Source organism: Microcoleus sp. D3_18a_C4 (assembly GCF_036702415.1).
Classification (GTDB): Bacteria; Cyanobacteriota; Cyanobacteriia; order Cyanobacteriales; family Microcoleaceae; genus Microcoleus.
Genome location: NZ_JAUBTI010000041.1, coordinates 36,065 through 52,746, shown reverse-complemented (window position 1 = coordinate 52,746; position 16,682 = coordinate 36,065). Strand labels below are relative to the sequence as shown.

The window sequence follows — 16,682 nt, the reverse complement described above, 5'->3', positions numbered from 1 at the left end:
GGTCTGACCAATTCTTTTTTAAGAACTCTCCGAAAGCCTCTTGACAAAAGACTTACAGCCTTAACTTGTCACCAATGGTTCCTAAAAGGCTTATTGAGAACGGTGCAAAATCTAGGGTGCATCAGTCTCTGACCCACCCTAGGATATAGCTGTTAATTGTGTTCTGTGGCTTGGATCGATCGCACTACAGCAGCCGCAGCCCGATCGCCGATCGACTTCTCCTGATCGTACCCCAACACCAGCTCCCACGCCTCCTGCGGGTATCTATCAACCAGCGGGATCGCCACTTCATCTAACATCCAGCGGCCGTGACGTTCATCTTCTTTGATGTGCAGTTCCCAATAACCCATCGCAGCTTGCGAGAGGCCCAGACGCTGGGCGGCGGCTAGATAATTGCGGTAAGCGACGGGCCCGGCCACCTCAAAATAAGTGAGTCCGCCGTTGTAGCGCAGAAAATGGCGCTTGCGTTCGGTAAGCAGGAAGTTGTGATTAATGCTTGCGAGCACTTCCCAAGGCACTAAATCGAAGTACGCTTCCGGTTCCGTACTCATATCGAATTCTGCCAGCATTTGAGCAAAAAAGGTCGAGTGCTTGCGGGGGAGGCGACCGCCGCCGTATTCTTCGATCAGCACTCGCGTAAGGGTGCACTGAATTTCGTTGCCGGCACCGCCGATGATGCGAGAAACACGGCTGGCTTCCACTAAACCGTCGAAGGAGGCGATCGCCAGCAGGTGTTTGTATCCCTCTTCAGTCATCTGTTCCCGCTGGTAGCGATCGAGCTCAGTTAGCGGAGGATCGACATCGGCGGTGGCGCGATCGCGCAGGGCTTGCTTGACATCCGGCAATTTTTGCAGCGCTGCAACGTCGATTTGTGCGATTTCCCACTGCTGCCAAGGTTCCTCAATGCGATCGCGCACAGAACGCAAATAGTGCGATCGTTCGTTGTTGTAGCGGCGCAAATCGTCGTACCAAAACAAGTTGAGGCGGTTGATGCGGTAAAGTACGCGCTGCAAGAAGCGGTGAGCGGCCTCATCGCCCGGTTCCTGTTGGTAAGCTGCTTGAATTGCATAGGCGATCGCGCTTTCAAAATCGCTGACAAGTAACGGTTTTGCCGCCACCGTCTTGTCTAAATCCTCGACTTCTAGCAAATTGACAAATTGTCGCTCGGCTGCTTCGTAATTAGGGAGTACGGATTGCTTTTTGGAAAGAGTCCGCGAGTCTGAAGAAGGAAGTATCTCTATCGTGTTTTGCATGGAATCAAGTTATGCTAACTCTAATTATTGTGCTGCCTGCCAAAACAGCCAACCGTTGCAGATTGCTGAGGATTCTGGCTACTTTTCTTGAAGATAGCTAATCTGCCAGCACGATGCACCTTTCTATTGATAGAGATTTGACAGAAATCAATTTGGTCACAACTGCCCCGATTCATTCCGAAAGCAGGGTGACTGACGGAGACTTTATCAAACTCCCCAAAGTAATTGGAGCTAATATCTGGGCATCTTTTGGAGCCGGCACTGCTTGCCGCCACGCTTTGATACCTCCTGAAAGGACAACAACATTCAGGCTAATATCCTTAATCTTATTAGTCTCATTTCCCGCAGATTCTTGGGAATACCGAGCGAGTTTTTCCAACTGTTTGTATGCTTTAACCGATCGCCCTCCTCTGGCACAATAAAGTACAATTATCGGCTGAGGTCGATCGGATTTAACCCTTGCTTTGACAATGGATTGAATCTGCTTGACACCGAACCCCATATCAATATCAGTTAGGGGAACCAGCGGACTTTCACCGATGCGATCTTCCGCGTATTCTTCGGGCGATCGCACATCGATCAAAATCACTGGTTTCAACTTATTCTGCTGCAATTCGGCAACAGTTACTTGTTTCGTATTTAAACTGGCGATAAAAGTTAGGATATCCATGTGATGAAATAGGGCAACTGCACCCAAAGAAGCAACACTCGTCAAACCAAAACCCATAATTGCCAGCAAAAAGCGATAATAGCGCTTAATACCTGGTTTTGCATTTTCATCTAGCATTTTTAATCATCCTTGAAAATGGATAGAACATTTGTCCGACATATCCAGCAGGTATAGAATCAGAGATTCCATATTTATGAGGCATTTTTTTTGCTGGCATATAGATAGTACCAAATAGCAAATCTAACAGTGGCAACTGAACAGCAAAGTTTTTGTTGTTTATTCCGGGAATTTTACTGTGATGCCAGTGATGAAATTGTGGGGTAGCTACGAACCATTTTATGATGCCAAATTTTAATTTAATATTAGAATGAATTAAGAACGCTATCGCCGCCGAATAAAGAGCATAAACTACCAAACTCTCCTTAGTAAATCCCAACCAGTAAAGAGGCATAATTTTGCAAATCTGAGTAAAAATTTGCTCGCAGGGATGCACCCGCACTGCTGCTAACCAATCCATGTGTTCAATGCTGTGATGGACTGCATGAAATTGCCAAAGCCAGGGTACTTCATGCAGTAGTCTGTGAGCCATATAATATGCCATATCTGAAATTACAATAGCTTCTACAAACTGCAACCACACAGGTTGAGAGGCTACTTTGCTTTGCAATTCCGGGTTGAGTAAATTAGTTATCAGCGACAAAATTACAGTCACAACAATAGCGCCCGATCTGCCAATAAAGTGACCTGTAAAAAAATATGTGGCATCGGTTGCCCATCCGAAACGAAATATCTTTTGCTTGTGCAAGGAAAAGATTCTTTCGAGGGGAATGAAGATGCAAGCTAAGATGATGAAGCCTTTAACAATTTCAGGTAACATGAGATTATCATTAATGTCGATGTTTACTTCGTCAATGATTCTGTACCAGCAGCGCAGACAGGATTACCCTTCTGAAGGATAGGAGCAGGCGGTTGGGTATTTCCAGGAGAATTTGCTCCACACAGAATGGAGACAGTAGTCTTCCCTTTGTTAGCTGCTTGGGAAACAGGTACTAAAAAGACAGCCCCGACATAGCTACGAAGATTATTGCTGCGGGCTACACCATAACTAAACGCAGCATTTTTGGTAGATATGGTTGAATAGTTATAGTTGGTTGTCTGAGTTTTAATGCCGAGGCCTAGGGCATTAACGGAATTGGAAAATGCGCCCTCCTCGGCGTATATTGCTTGTTGACCTTTGTTCATTGAGCTAACATATTGTTTACCTTCTGATTGCTTCGCCTTGCCACCACAACCGCTAGAATAAGGGAGGGCGATCGCACCAAGTATTATGCTGCCCAGAGGAAAGTAAATAAAAGTGATTCTCAGTAAGGTTCCTACCCATGATTTACGTTTTTTGTCAGGGAGAATGTTTTTTTCTGAAGATTCCGCTTTTTTATCGAGTGCATCGAGTTGAGGGTTTGTCTTAAGCTGCATGGTTGTTCTCGATACTGCTTCTTTGTTGAGTTCATCTAGTTGAGGATTTTTTTTAAGCTGCATGGTTGTTGTCCAAATGTGTTAGCAGAGTAGTTTTCAAGTGATTGACATACTCCCTGGCGTAAACACATGGGGATTCTAGAGTCAAACAGCGAGTGCAGGCGTAGCTTGTCTAATATCGCCTAATCGAACAGTCGATGCCAAGAAAAACAAGCAAGTTATTTTTAGCGTCGTTTTCATCCAGGCCATTGAGTGCGGTGGGGCTTGCAAACCTCACCTACTGCGCCTTGCTTCTACTCTATTTTTATTGAATCACGTGGCTATTTGAGAAGTTGAGTGAGTTCTCATCGACTTCTCATCGACTTTTCTGGGACTTACGCAACACACACCTGTGACAGAAACCGGGTTTCTGGCCAAGACTTGGCAATCAACCTGAGATTTTTCCTCAGAAACCCGGTTTCTCTGGGCTTATAGCCGATCGCGAAAATACTCCTGATACAACCGACATCTCGGAATGCAATGATTTCCATCCAATTTCACCAACCCCATACTATTTAACTTAAACCCCAATTCTGACCTCAATCTAACTGGCTGGGAAACACTCACAACCTCTCTCATCGCCTCCATTAATTCCGAATATTTCTCTAAATTCCATAAATGGCGGCGCAAATGATCGCTGTAAATTCCCGCTTCAGTTGCAGATTCTTTCACTAACCGATCTAAAGTCACATCTTGACGCGAAATATGATACATTCCTAGCCGCACTAAATAAGGATTTCCGCCCACTAACCCCATCAAGTCTCCAACTTCATTCCCACTCCAATTCAATCCGTGCCGCTTTGCCAAGTCTTGCACTTGCTGAGAATTAAACTCTGGCAATTCAATCGGTAAACCCACATTAAACGGCGATTTATTCACATCCAGCGGAATATATACTTCCGTAGAATGCACCACAATCAAACGAAACTTTTTCCAAATATCTCGCCGTTTTGCTTCTTCGTGCAAAGCTCGCAATAACCCAAAAAAGTCGTCGGCAATTTCCGGTGATTCAAACAGGCGATCGCTCTCATCCAAGCCTAACGTCAGAGGTTTTGAGGATTCTGACAGCAAATACTGTTCAAAATAAGCCTTGCAGCACTGATTGCTGCCAATCAAATCGGCTAATTCCCAACACTTGGGCAACTGCTCCAGCATTCCTAGCTCTTGACCGATGCTAGCACAAAACCACTGCAAAAATGTATCTGAATTAGCGAATATTTTCCTATTGGCTAGCTGAAAACTCAGCGCTACCGTGCGAGAACCTTGCGCTTCTGCATGATGCAAAATCCTCGCCATCAAGGAAGTTTTGCCCATTTGTCTGGGTGCTTTTATGCGGATGAGGGCTCCCGGTTGGGCGATCGTCTCGTAACAGCGGGATTCGATCGGAGGGCGATCGATATAAAAACAAGAAGTGAGTTCAACTTGTCCTCCCGGCAATTCTGGCGGCGCTGCTGGCAGGGGTTGAATTATTGACTGTTTGGTGCTAGTAATTACTTGCCATTCTACAGCTAATTCATGGTCGGCAGTTAACGATGTGCGACCTTCTTTGATAATGGTTAAAATTTGTGATAATAATTTAAATGAGTCGCCAGCACCGCGCCACAGCCAGGGCTGAATTCCTGCTAAATAGCTCAGTAAATCAAAAGAAAGCGGTGTATTTAATTCAACTAAAATCGGTAAAATTGCGGGTTTATGAGCAGTTAGATTGTGCAATTCCTTGGCTAGCTGCACTTGTTCCAATACCATTTCGCTAGCGGCCGATTCTTCCGAAATCAGCAACAGCAAATAATCGCAACGCTTTAAATATGAGCCTGAGTCGCTGCTGTTGTTAATAAAAAAGACTTCGTGCCCTCCCGCACTCAAAGCTTGGTGTAACTGCTGGGAAAGGGTTTTGTGTGAGGTCGATCGGACGTTGGCGTTAGCGAAGCGATCCGAAGGAAAGCCCTCGAAGACGATCGCCACTTTTGCCCTCACCAGCACTACATCCTCTGGCTCTGAATTCGCCTCAAAATCGGCTATATCGCGCCATTCCTGCCCCAATCCGCGACAAATTTCGATGAAATTGGCGTAATCCACAGGTTTGCCATTCAGAAAATGGCTGACTGTAGATTGGGCCATCCCTAAATCCTCAGCCAGGATTTTCTGACTGGGAAAGCCATTTCTCAGGAGACAGGATTTAACTGCGCGTATGCACTCTTCGCGCACCCTTAGCGATCGTGGCATTGCTTATCACAATCAAAACACTGAAACCATCATAAATGCCAACCGTCCCTAAAGTCGATGAAAAGTCGATGAAAAGTCGATGAATTTTCAAATAACTCAGTCGCCAACTCAAATAGCCGCCTGATTAGATGAGAAATAACAAGGTTGAATCCCATCAAAACGAGGTAAAAGCATTGTGTATTCTATCCTAATTTGGTCGCTGGCGTCAGCCACTAATCAACCAGGTTTCGCCTTCACCCCGCCCCTATTCTGGTTGCTGATCGGAGTTGTGCTTAGTGCGATCGAGCTATTAATCATCAAAACTCAGCCCCAAAAATACAGATTTTACCTGCTAATGATGGGAGCTTCGGCTGTAATTGAATCATTTATTTTGTGGAGAGGGTCTGTAGCATTTGAGTTTAGTTGGGCGAACATAATGTATGAAGATTTTGACTGGCAGATATTCTACTGGATGGGGATAGCCCTCGCGCTGAGTATCTGGATTCGACCGATTTTCATTGTTCGCAAAAAGTTTGTCATTCCCGAAGCAACCGAAGCGACAACAATCTCCGAAATTTTCCCCGGAGAAACCGGAATGGTGATTTATGAAGGTGCTTCGTGGAAAGCCCGCAATGAAGATTCCCAAGGGGCGATCGCACCCAGACAAAAAGTTTATGTTTTGCGCCGCGAAGGAAACACGCTGATTGTTGTACCTGACAGATTAATTCACATCAACAGCTAACTCAGTTAGCTCTTTTATGACTCGGCGATTGAAATCGCTTCTACACAAACAAAGTCCGCCTTCGCGGACTAAGAAATCACCATCAACTGTCAACTGTCAACTATCAACTGTCAACTATTTACCAGGAGATTCACTATGTATCACTATTTTTTGACGGTATTGCTTGCCATCACCGGAGTATCCTTAGCCAGCAGCGTAAAAATCGTCCGTCAAGGAGATGAGGCTTTAGTTGAAATTTTCGGAAAGTACGATCGAAAAAAGCTAGAACCTGGTTTGACTTTTTTGATTCCCTTCGTCGAAACAGTGGCTTATAAACAAACTCTGCGCGAGCAAATTTTAAAATTGCCACCGCAAGAATGCACAACGCGCGATCGGGTGGCCATCACCGTTGATTTTATTGTGTACTGGCGAATCATTGACTTAGAAAAAGCTTCCTACAAAGTGCAGAATCTCAAGGAAGCGATGTTAAATATGCTGATTCTTTCAATTCGCACTCACCTTGCTAAATTATCTGTTGAGGAACTCTACACGGCTCGACATGAGATTAATAATGCTTTAGTGGAAGAGTTGGATACAACGACAGATCCTTGGGGGGTGAAGTTTACGAGGGTGGAATTGCGCGATTTTGCGATCGGCAGTAAAGTGATTCAGCCCACATCCATTGACCGGAAAGAAGTACAAAAGCTGCGAGCTTAGAGATTAGTATTTCCTCCTTTTCATCGTTACCAGGCAGAGCCTGGTAACGCAGATCCAGAGGCTCTGCCTCGCCGACTATAATTCGCATTGTATATACCATTTAAGGAGACAACACCATGACTAACAATCAAGAATCAATAGTTCGCAATGCAGCTTGTCGCGGTTGTGGATGCTTATTACTTATAACCGGTATTGGAGTATTGAATGGGATAGCTCTGCCATTTTATCTCAATAATACCAATAGAAGCCAGCAGTCAGAAGCAAAAGAGTATGTTAGCTCAATGAACAAAGCTCAGCAAGCAGATTTTGCCGAAAAAAGTGTTTTTTCGCGTTCCGTTAATGCTTTGGAACTTGGGATAAAAACGGAGACAACAAATTACAAGTATTCAGTTCGCGTCACAAAGCAAACTGCTTTTAATTATGGAGTCTCCAAGCAACCACAACTTAAGAGTTATGTCGGCGGTGTCTTTCTAGTTCCTGTTAAAGAAGTTGAACCCAATGCTGCTAAAGATGGAATAACAACAATATCCATAGTCTGCCAAGCTGATTCTCCCGGTACAATTAAACCAGCGGAACCCACCTATGAAAATGGTAAACTTGCTTGTGGGCAAGGCACAAGACAAGCGACCAGATAATCTAACTATACGCAAGATAATGACAGTCGATTACCAATATCAAATCGGCATTTACTTGAGATTTACCTGACTAAAGTCTTTACTACAAACAGAGAGGATACAAAACAATGAGTCAACAAAATTCTAACTCAGCTAGCCTTGCATCGAATGTTGGTGGATACTTAGTGTTTTTAATGTTGATTGGAGTATTAGCTTCGGTAGTTGTGCCACCCTTTCAGGTTAGGGTTAGGTTCAACAAGCAATGGGAACCCAGAATGTATATTAGCTTAATCAACAAACGTCAGCAAGCCTATTTTGCCGAAAAAAGTGTTTTTAGCACTTCTGTTAACGCTTTAAGAATTCGCAATATTAAAACCGAGACAGAAAATTACAAATATTCCCACCCTACAACAAACAAAGCAACATTTAATTATGGAGTCTCAAAGCATAAAGATCTTAAAAGCTTTGTCGGTGCAGTTTTTGTAATTCCTGCTACAAAAGTTGAGTCAAATGCTTCTAAAAATAAAATAACGACCACATCTATATTGTGCAGATCTGATTCTCCTGGTACAATCAAACCACCAGAACCAACTTATCAAAATGGTAAAATTGCTTGTGCTACAGGCACCATTGAAATGCCACAAACTTATGACTAGAGGCTAGATAATGACAGTCGATTACCAATATCAAATCGGTGGCAGTCTCCCGCAAAATGCACCTACTTATGTAGTGCGACAAGCTGACTCAGAACTTTATCAAGCCCTCAAAGCTGGAGAGTTTTGTTACGTGCTCAATTCCCGACAAATGGGCAAATCCAGTTTGCTGGTGCGAACTGTACAAAAACTCTCGGCTGATGGCATTGCCTGTGCTACGATCGACCTTTCGGACATTGGCAACCAGCAAGTCTCTCTAGATAAGTGGTACGGCGGCGTCGCTTACAAACTCTTGTGCAGCTTCAACCTGTTTAACCCAGTCGAGTTTATGGCTTGGTGGCGGGAGAGAGAGTTGATGTCGCCGGTGCAGCGCTTAGGAGAGTTAATTGAAGAATTGCTGCTGGTCAAAATTTCTCAGAACCTGGTCATTTTTATTGATGAAATTGATAGCGTTCTGAGTTTCCAAGAACCGCTAGACGATTTTTTTGCATTAATTAGATGTTGCTACAATAAACGGGCTCACAATTCAGAATACCAGCGCATTACATTTGCTTTGCTGGGAGTAGCTACGCCATCGGATTTAATTAGCGATGCAACTCGCACGCCCTTTAATATCGGCTTACCTATTGAGTTGCACGGTTTTAAATTACAGGAAGCTCTGCCTTTAGCAAAGGGATTTGAGGGAAAAGTAGAAAATCCTCAAGAGGTTTTAAAAGAAATTTTGGACTGGACGGGAGGGCAGCCATTTCTGACTCAAAAGCTTTGCAAGCTGATTCTGCACCATGTAAAAAGCTTAGCGTCTGCTTCTATTATATCAGACTCAACGGATGAAAGCAAAAGGGAAAATTTTACTAAAAATCAATTATTAATTAGCGAGATAGTGCAATCTCATATTATTGATAATTGGGAATCAGCCGATGAACCGGTACACATCAAAACAATTCGCGATCGCCTTCTCAGAAGTCCGCACCGCGCCAGTAGGTTATTAGGACTATATCAAAAAATATTGCCACTTTCAGAACCCCCCGATTGTAGGGGCGGTGCCCCCGTGCCCGCCCTGGTAGGGGGGATCTGGGCGGATGATACTCCCGAACAAACCGAACAGCAACTGAGTGGAAATCAGCAACCTTCAGAACCCCTCGATTGTAGGGGCGGTGCCCCCGTGCCCGCCCTGGTAGGGGGAATCTGCGCCGATGATACTCCCGAACAAACAGAATTGCGGCTGAGCGGATTAGTAGTAAAACGAGCCGGAAAATTAACCGTATCCAACCGCATTTACGCAGCTATATTCAACCAAAACTGGGTAGAAAAAGCACTCGGCGACTTGCGCCCCTATGCTGAATCCCTAACAGCATGGATAGCTACAAATTGTCAAGACGAATCTCGCTTGTTGCGCGGTCAAGCACTGCAAGATGCCCGACAGTGGGCGGCAAATAAAAGCTTGAACACCCAAGATTATCAATTTTTAGGTGCGAGTCAAGAAGCGGAATTTGCCAAATTGCGCGATCGCGAAAAACAAACTCAAGCTGAAATTGAACAACTGCGCCGCGAAAAAAAGTTACTAGAGGAACTAAGCGAAGCACAAAAACAGAAAAAAGTGATTGCAGCTAAACTTTGGCGCGAGCAACAACTGAGAGTGCAAACAGTTACCGGAGCCGCAGTCATATTAATATCAATCCTGATAGTAACTTTTTGGGTAAAACCGTCCATCGAAGAAAGAAACCACAAAATTCTCACTCTCAGTTTGCTATCAGAAACGCTATTTGCTGCGGATAAAAAAGACGAAGCTCTGCTAGAAAGCATCAGAGCTGTTACAGAAATGAAACGATCGCTCGGAGTGAGTTCAGATATTCAGATGCGAGTGGCGATCGCCCTCGAACAGGCCGTTTACAACTTTCGGGAACGCCGCCGCTTGCAGACTCAAGCCAGTACCCTTGCTTTCGTGAGTTTCAGTCCCGACAGTCAAACAATTGTGACTGCTACCGATGACAATTATATCAAGCTTTGGCAAACTAATGGAACTTTGCAAGCAACATTGACAGGGCATACTGATAAAATTAGAAGGGCAATTTTCAATGCTAACGGTCAGATACTTGTCTCAGCAAGCGACGACCAAACTCTCAAAATTTGGCAAAGAGATGGCAAATTAATTCATGATTTAAAAGGACACCGCAGTCAAATAACAAGCGTTTCTTTTAGTCCAGATGGTAAAATCATCGCTTCAGCAAGTGCCGATGGAACAGTTAAACTCTGGAAAATAAACGGTGAAAAGTTGTTAAGTTTAAAATTGGAGCGAGGTTGGATAACCAGCACGAGTTTTAGCCCAGACGGCCAGATAATTGCTGCGGCTGGTACTGATGGCAGTGTTAAACTTTGGAGTTTGAGAAAGGTTGTGGAAAAGTTGCAAAAACAGCAGTCAATTGAAGCAAGCACCGATATCAAATTGCTCAGAACTTTACAGATTGAAAGTGATAAAATAATGACTGTAGCTTTCAGTCCAGACGGAGCAATGCTGGCGACTGCAAATGCTGGGGGAACTGCGAGAATTTGGAGCAAAGACGGCACACCGCTAAGTATTTTCAAGCATACAAGTGGATTGACAAATATCAGCTTTAGTCCCGACAGTCAAATGTTGCTATCTGCAAGCACAGACAAAATGGTGAGGCTGTGGAACATTGACGGTACATTGCTCAAAACTTTAAAAGGTAATAAGGATGCTGTGTGGAGTGCGAGTTTTAGTCCAGACGGCAAAGCGATCGCTACTGCTAGCGCTGACGGTACGGTGATGCTGTGGAATTTTAATCTTGACGATTTGTTGCTGCAGGGTTGCGATGGAGCCCGCAATTATTTTCAGACAAACCCGATCGCAAATCCGAACAATCGCCACCTCTGCGACGGGATTGGAACTCAGTCGGAACTCACGCAAAAAAAACCGGGTTAATCGATTTTAGATTTTAGAATTGAGATTTTAGAATTGAGATTTTAGAATTGAGATTTTAGAATTGAAGCATTGACTTGCGCGAGATAAATTCGGTGGCTTGTATCCTGGATGCTTTCGGTCAAAATGTTGAGTTTGGCAGCAAAGTATCTAGGCAGAAACTGGCTTTTTGACCCCGAATTTCAAAGGTGGTACCCGCCACGTGATTTATCCGTGGAATCAATCCAAAATCGCCAAGCGAAAATTCTCAATCCCCCGCATTTATCTCGCGCAAGTCAATCTAAAATCTAAAATCTAAAATCTAAAATCGATTGACCGCCCCTGCGTCTAGGGCTGATATCGTTTAAATTGGTAGCAGCTAATAGGTAATAGGTCAGCCCGATCGGTGTATTCAACTCTAGAACAAAAGTACCAGCGCCTGCAAAAAGACTTAAGAAGCGGAGTCATCGCCCTGGGCGGCATTTTATGCACGGGTACTCTCTGGTATAGCCTGGTGGAAAAATGGTCTTTGCTTGATGCCGCTTACATGACAGTCTTTACCCTAGCAACTGTCGGCTACGGTGAACTTCAGCCCCTCGGCCAACGCGGGCGAATGTTTACCATATGCCTGATTTTGATGGGCGTGATTGTGATTGGTTTCATCGTCAACCGCTTTACAGAAGCGCTGATTGAAGGATATTTTCAAGAAGGAGCAAGAATTAGGCAGCAGCGACGATTGGTAGATTCTTTGATCGGGCATTACATTCTCTGCGGTTTTGGGCGCACTGGCCGCCAAATTGCCTTGGAATTTCAGGCCGAAAACATCTCTTTTGTGGTGATAGATTCGGCTGTACAGTCGGTTGAGGCAGCTTTGACGCTGGGGTACATGGCTGTCCAAGGAGATGCGACTTTGGACGAAATTTTGCTGAGTGTGGGGATCGATCGCGCAATTTGCATAGTAGCAGCTTTGCCTTCGGATGCCGAGAATTTATACACCGTCCTGTCGGCGAAAACTCTGAATCCGAAGGTACGGGCGATCGCCCGCGCCACCACAGAAGAAGCGGTAAAGAAGTTGCAGCGGGGCGGCGCCGATGCCGTCGTATCCCCCTACATCACCGGGGGAAAACGCATGGCTGCGGCGGCTTTGCGGCCTCAAGTTATGGATTTTTTAGATGGTGTTTTGACGGGCACCGAGAGTTCTTTTTACATGGAAGAATTTTTGGTCGATCCCAATACTTGTGTCTACGTCGGGCAAACTTTGAGAAATGCCAAGTTGCGATCGCAATCAGGGGCCTTGGTTTTAGCAGTGCGGCGCGCTGGCGGGACTTTGATTGTCGGGCCTACCGGCGAAACTGCGATCGAAGGAGGAGATACGCTGATTTGTTTGGGTACTGCGGAACAACTGCGAACTCTCAATCAAATCCTCAGTCCCCTGAGTTTTCGCCTCCCCCGGCCCCCAAAGTAATACGATGTCAGGTTTGTAGTCAGGAATGCAAGTCCTCTGTTGACAGTTAACTGTTGACTGTTGACAGTTAACTGTTAACTGTTGACTGTTGACTGTTGACTGTTGACTGTTGACTGTTGACTGTTGACTGTAGAAGGAGGGGTCGAAAAACTCAATGGTTGAGTGTTAAATGTTGACTCGATTTTATTATTCCAATGCAACCGGAAACGATATGATATCAAATCCGTTGGCATCGTCCTGTATTCATCTCTCTCTTCCCTTTCTCTGTGTCCTCTGCGGTTTCATCATTCCAATACAACCGGAATTGATATAACAACTGACTGTTTGGACATTTGAACAATACCGATGCAACCGGAAACGATATGATTTAATAAAAAATTCACAATCTCCACCCCACAAGGATTTAGGGCAATAAAAATGCTCTCGGCTACTTGGCCCAGAGCATTTTTGAGCAGTTAAACTGCGTTTTGCTACAGATTTGCAACAATCATAGACAAGTCATAGACAAAAAAATCGCTGAAACCCAAAGCCGATGGTGGGATTTGAACCCACGACCGTTCGATTACGAATCGAATACTCTACCCCTGAGCTACATCGGCACAGACAATTTTGAATTATAGCACAACTATAGCGAAAAAAGCAACGAGTTGTAGAATTTAATTCAAAATTCCACAACTCCTAGCTCACCAACAGTTAAACCGTCACTTCCGTGTCAGTTGAGCCGCCTCTGGCCCCGGAATAAACTAAACCCCGCTGCATATCCAGCGTCAGCATAGTTCCGTCCCGAATTACCCGCGTGGCATTCTTTACGCCCACCATCACGGGCACGCCCAAGCGCAAACCGATAATCGCGGCGTGAGAAGTCAAACTGTCCTCCTCCGTCACCACACCTGCGGCTTTGCGAATCATCTCCACAAAAGCGACGCTTGTGTGTTCCACTACCAAAATTTCTCCAGGGTGGAAATTGCCTACATCCGCAGCAGTGCGAGCAACCCTGGCCAGGCCACTCACCGATCCCAAACCGACACCGGTGCCTTTTCCTAAAACTGCTGTCACTACTTCAACTTTGATCAAATCCGTCGATCCGGCAACTCCTTGCAGAGTACCGGCGGTCATCACCACTAAATCTCCGTCGGACACTAACTCTTTTTCTTGGGCGACAGTCATGGCAGAGTGAAATGTCTGGCCGGTGGAGGGCAAATCCAGCACCAGCAAGGGTTTTACTCCCCATACTAATTGCAGTTGTCGGGCTACATCTACGTGAGGAGTAACTGCCAAAATCGGAGTTTTGGGTCGGAACTTCGAGACATTTCGGGCTGTGGCGCCGGTTTTGGTCAGCGTCATGATGGCCGCCGCGTTCAATTGTTCGGAGATTTGGCTGACTGCTTGGCTGATGCCGTTGGGGATCGATCGACCAATATCTTCTACATTCCTAATATTCCGCTTAATTCCTTCCCTCTCCATCCGCACGGCAATTCTCGCCATCGTCGCCACCGCTTCGACGGGGTACTTGCCGACTGCAGTTTCATTCGAGAGCATCACTGCATCAGTTCCGTCAAGAATCGCGTTGGCCACGTCGGAAATCTCGGCGCGGGTGGGACGAGGATTACTTACCATGCTGTCGAGCATCTGGGTAGCGGTAATTACCGGAATACCCAGGCGGTTGGAGGTAGCAATCAGCCGCTTTTGCAAAATCGGCACGTCTTCGGCGGGTAGTTCCACTCCCAAATCGCCGCGGGCGACCATCACGCCGTTGCAAAGGGTGAGAATTTCCTCCATTTGTTCGATCGCCTCGTGCTTTTCGATCTTAGCAATCACCGGTACTTGCTTGCCCGCACTAGCAATGAGCTCTTTAATTTCGAGCACATCTTGGGGATTCCGCACAAAGCTCAGGGCCACCCAATCGACACCTTGGTCGAGGCCGAACATTAAATCTTTGCGGTCTTTATCAGTCAGCGCTTTAATTGACAGGTAAACTCCCGGAAAATTCACGCCTTTGTTGTTGGAAAGCGGCCCGCCGACGACGACGCGGCAGTACAATTCCCGCGCCGCGCGGTCTACTTTTTCCACCAGCATTTCCACTTTGCCGTCGTCTAGCAGAATCACTGCTCCCTCTGGAACTTCGTCTGCTAGGGGGTCGTAGGTGACGGAAGAAATGAGCTCGGTGCCGGGAACTTGGCGGCTGGTGAGAATGAAAGGATCGCCGTTTTTGACAACTATAGAGCCTGTCTCAAAGCGCCCTAAACGAATTTTCGGGCCTTGGAGGTCTTGGAGGATGGCAACCGGCTGGTTGAGTTCAAAGGATGTTTGCCGGATTAAGCGAATGCTGCGCTGGTGGTCTTCTTCTGTTCCGTGGGAAAAGTTGAGTCGCAAAGTTGTGGCACCTGCTTCTATAAGCTGGCGCAGCACTTGTGGGTCGGAAGTTGCTGGGCCAATGGTGGCGACGATTTTAGTCCGGCGTAGGGCTTTTGGCAATTGCATCAGCGGTGTTCTGGGGAGGCAGGTGGATTTCTTGTTTAAATTTCGGCTAACGTTTCTTCTTTGCACTACAAGCAATGACGCTAGTCTGAAGTCTTAAAAATTTTGATAGTCGTCAAAAAAGTAGGTATTGAACAATATATAGAATATCTGACTTTTTACCGATCGGTAATCTTTTCTGTTCGATCGGCTTTTCTTCAAAATAACTTTAGATTTAGGCCTTGACAAATATACAGATATACCCATTCATTTTTGTTGGTTTCCCAAGAGCGTTGTGCGAATGTAACATCGGTAAGCTTGCCAAGCAACAAACTCTGATTTATATGCAGACGACGGGCGATCGAGATTAGATACAGTTATTTCACAAAAGTTTACTATTTAGAGGCTTGTATCTTATACTACGCAAGTGTGAAATATTATGGAGTGCTAACAAAGATGTCGGAGGCAGGACGGCCGCTGACAGTGCCGAAAGAGTTTCTGAGTCCTCCCGGTGACTTCAATCCGACACTGCTGCTGTTTTTGAGTGCAGTAGTGATTATCGTGATTTCTAACTTGGGTTTCTGGTGTTGGGGATGGCCGCAGTGGTGCTGTTTTACGCTGAACGTGTTGGCGTTACACATGGCAGGAACTGTGATTCACGATGCGTCTCACAATGCAGCCCATCGCGATCGCACAGTTAATGCTATTTTGGGACACGGTAGCGCGCTGATGTTGGGTTTTGCTTTCCCGGTGTTTACGCGGGTACATATGCAGCATCACGCCCACGTTAATGACCCAGATAACGATCCAGACCATTATGTTTCGACCGGCGGGCCTTTGTGGTTGATTGCTGCGAGGTTTTTTTACCACGAGATTTTCTTTTTTAAGCGCAAGCTGTGGCGGAAATACGAATTATTGGAATGGTTTCTCAGCCGTTTGTTTGTGATCGCGATCGTCTATATCTCGATTCAATACGGCCATTTAGATTACGTCCTGAATTTTTGGTTTTCTCCGGCTTTGGTGGTGGGGTTGGCGTTGGGGTTATTTTTTGATTATTTGCCGCACCGTCCGTTTCACGATCGCGATCGTTGGAAAAATGCCAGAGTATATCCTAGTCCTATTCTAAATATCTTGATTTTGGGGCAGAATTATCATCTGATTCATCACTTGTGGCCTTCTATTCCTTGGTACAATTACAAGCCTGCTTACGAAGCTGTGAAGCCGCTGTTAGATGAAAAGGGTTCTCCTCAAACTTTGGGAATATTGGAAGGGAAAAAGGACTTTTGGAGTTTTATATATGACATTTTTTTAGGGATTAGGCTGCATCACAAGAAAGCGTCTGATTGACAAAAAACCCGGTTTCTTTGAGAGGCCGGGTTTTTTTTGTATGGCAGAAGGAAGAAGGCAAATGCAATTGGGGGTAATGGTTTGAGTAGGGAAACGGTACTGCCTTTGGTAGTGTCAACTTCAGCTTTTAGTCCGCCACTCCTCCCACCCGACA

At 45.5% G+C, this 16,682-nt stretch carries 13 protein-coding genes and 1 tRNA gene; 7 read left to right on the top strand and 7 right to left on the bottom strand.

Features of this window, described 5'->3' with window-relative positions:
• Window positions 1–152 precede the first annotated feature (152 nt).
• From QUB16_RS18595 to QUB16_RS18575, 5 genes are all read right to left on the bottom strand, one after another.
• Window positions 153–1,253, bottom strand: coding sequence for an iron-containing redox enzyme family protein (locus QUB16_RS18595; RefSeq protein ID WP_333318275.1), 1,101 nt, complete (start codon window positions 1,251–1,253; stop codon window positions 153–155).
• Window positions 1,254–1,425: 172 nt separating this feature from the next.
• Window positions 1,426–2,040: a rhodanese-like domain-containing protein gene (locus QUB16_RS18590; RefSeq protein WP_333318273.1), complete on the bottom strand. Its 615-nt coding sequence runs from the start codon at window positions 2,038–2,040 to the stop codon at window positions 1,426–1,428.
• Window positions 2,030–2,800: a sterol desaturase family protein gene (locus tag QUB16_RS18585; RefSeq protein ID WP_333318272.1), complete on the bottom strand. Its 771-nt coding sequence runs from the start codon at window positions 2,798–2,800 to the stop codon at window positions 2,030–2,032. Before QUB16_RS18585 ends, QUB16_RS18590 begins: the two co-directional genes overlap by 11 nt.
• Window positions 2,801–2,823: 23 nt before the next feature.
• Complete coding sequence (locus tag QUB16_RS18580) at window positions 2,824–3,459, bottom strand: type IV pilin-like G/H family protein (RefSeq protein ID WP_333318270.1); 636 nt, start codon at window positions 3,457–3,459, stop codon at window positions 2,824–2,826.
• A gap of 405 nt (window positions 3,460–3,864) precedes the next feature.
• On the bottom strand, window positions 3,865–5,658 hold the full coding sequence (locus QUB16_RS18575) for an AAA-like domain-containing protein (RefSeq protein WP_333318268.1): 1,794 nt from the start codon (window positions 5,656–5,658) through the stop codon (window positions 3,865–3,867).
• A gap of 175 nt (window positions 5,659–5,833) precedes the next feature.
• Between QUB16_RS18575 and QUB16_RS18570 the strand changes: the two genes are divergently transcribed.
• The 6 genes from QUB16_RS18570 to QUB16_RS18545 all read left to right on the top strand — a co-directional run bounded on the left by QUB16_RS18570 (window position 5,834) and on the right by QUB16_RS18545 (window position 12,724).
• Window positions 5,834–6,379, top strand: coding sequence for an NfeD family protein (locus tag QUB16_RS18570; protein WP_333318266.1), 546 nt, complete (start codon window positions 5,834–5,836; stop codon window positions 6,377–6,379).
• Window positions 6,380–6,514: 135 nt separating this feature from the next.
• The gene (locus QUB16_RS18565; RefSeq protein WP_333318264.1) at window positions 6,515–7,075 is read left to right on the top strand and encodes an SPFH domain-containing protein; all 561 of its coding nucleotides are present in this window, start codon (window positions 6,515–6,517) and stop codon (window positions 7,073–7,075) included.
• A 116-nt stretch (window positions 7,076–7,191) separates the two neighbouring features.
• Window positions 7,192–7,710, top strand: coding sequence for a type IV pilin-like G/H family protein (locus QUB16_RS18560; protein ID WP_333318262.1), 519 nt, complete (start codon window positions 7,192–7,194; stop codon window positions 7,708–7,710).
• A gap of 107 nt (window positions 7,711–7,817) precedes the next feature.
• The gene (locus QUB16_RS18555; protein WP_333318260.1) at window positions 7,818–8,345 is read left to right on the top strand and encodes a type IV pilin-like G/H family protein; all 528 of its coding nucleotides are present in this window, start codon (window positions 7,818–7,820) and stop codon (window positions 8,343–8,345) included.
• A 10-nt stretch (window positions 8,346–8,355) separates the two neighbouring features.
• Window positions 8,356–11,283, top strand: coding sequence for an AAA-like domain-containing protein (locus QUB16_RS18550; RefSeq protein ID WP_333318258.1), 2,928 nt, complete (start codon window positions 8,356–8,358; stop codon window positions 11,281–11,283).
• Between the two features lie 382 nt (window positions 11,284–11,665).
• Window positions 11,666–12,724: a potassium channel protein gene (locus QUB16_RS18545; protein ID WP_333318256.1), complete on the top strand. Its 1,059-nt coding sequence runs from the start codon at window positions 11,666–11,668 to the stop codon at window positions 12,722–12,724.
• 527 nt (window positions 12,725–13,251) lie between these two features.
• Here QUB16_RS18545 and QUB16_RS18540 read toward each other — a convergent pair.
• A tRNA-Thr gene (locus QUB16_RS18540) sits at window positions 13,252–13,323 on the bottom strand.
• Between the two features lie 94 nt (window positions 13,324–13,417).
• Window positions 13,418–15,205, bottom strand: a complete 1,788-nt coding sequence (gene pyk / locus QUB16_RS18535; protein ID WP_333318254.1) for a pyruvate kinase — start codon at window positions 15,203–15,205, stop codon at window positions 13,418–13,420.
• 432 nt (window positions 15,206–15,637) lie between these two features.
• Between pyk and crtR the strand changes: the two genes are divergently transcribed.
• Window positions 15,638–16,528, top strand: a complete 891-nt coding sequence (gene crtR, locus QUB16_RS18530) for a beta-carotene hydroxylase (RefSeq protein ID WP_333318281.1) — start codon at window positions 15,638–15,640, stop codon at window positions 16,526–16,528.
• The last annotated feature ends 154 nt before the right edge of the window (window positions 16,529–16,682 follow it).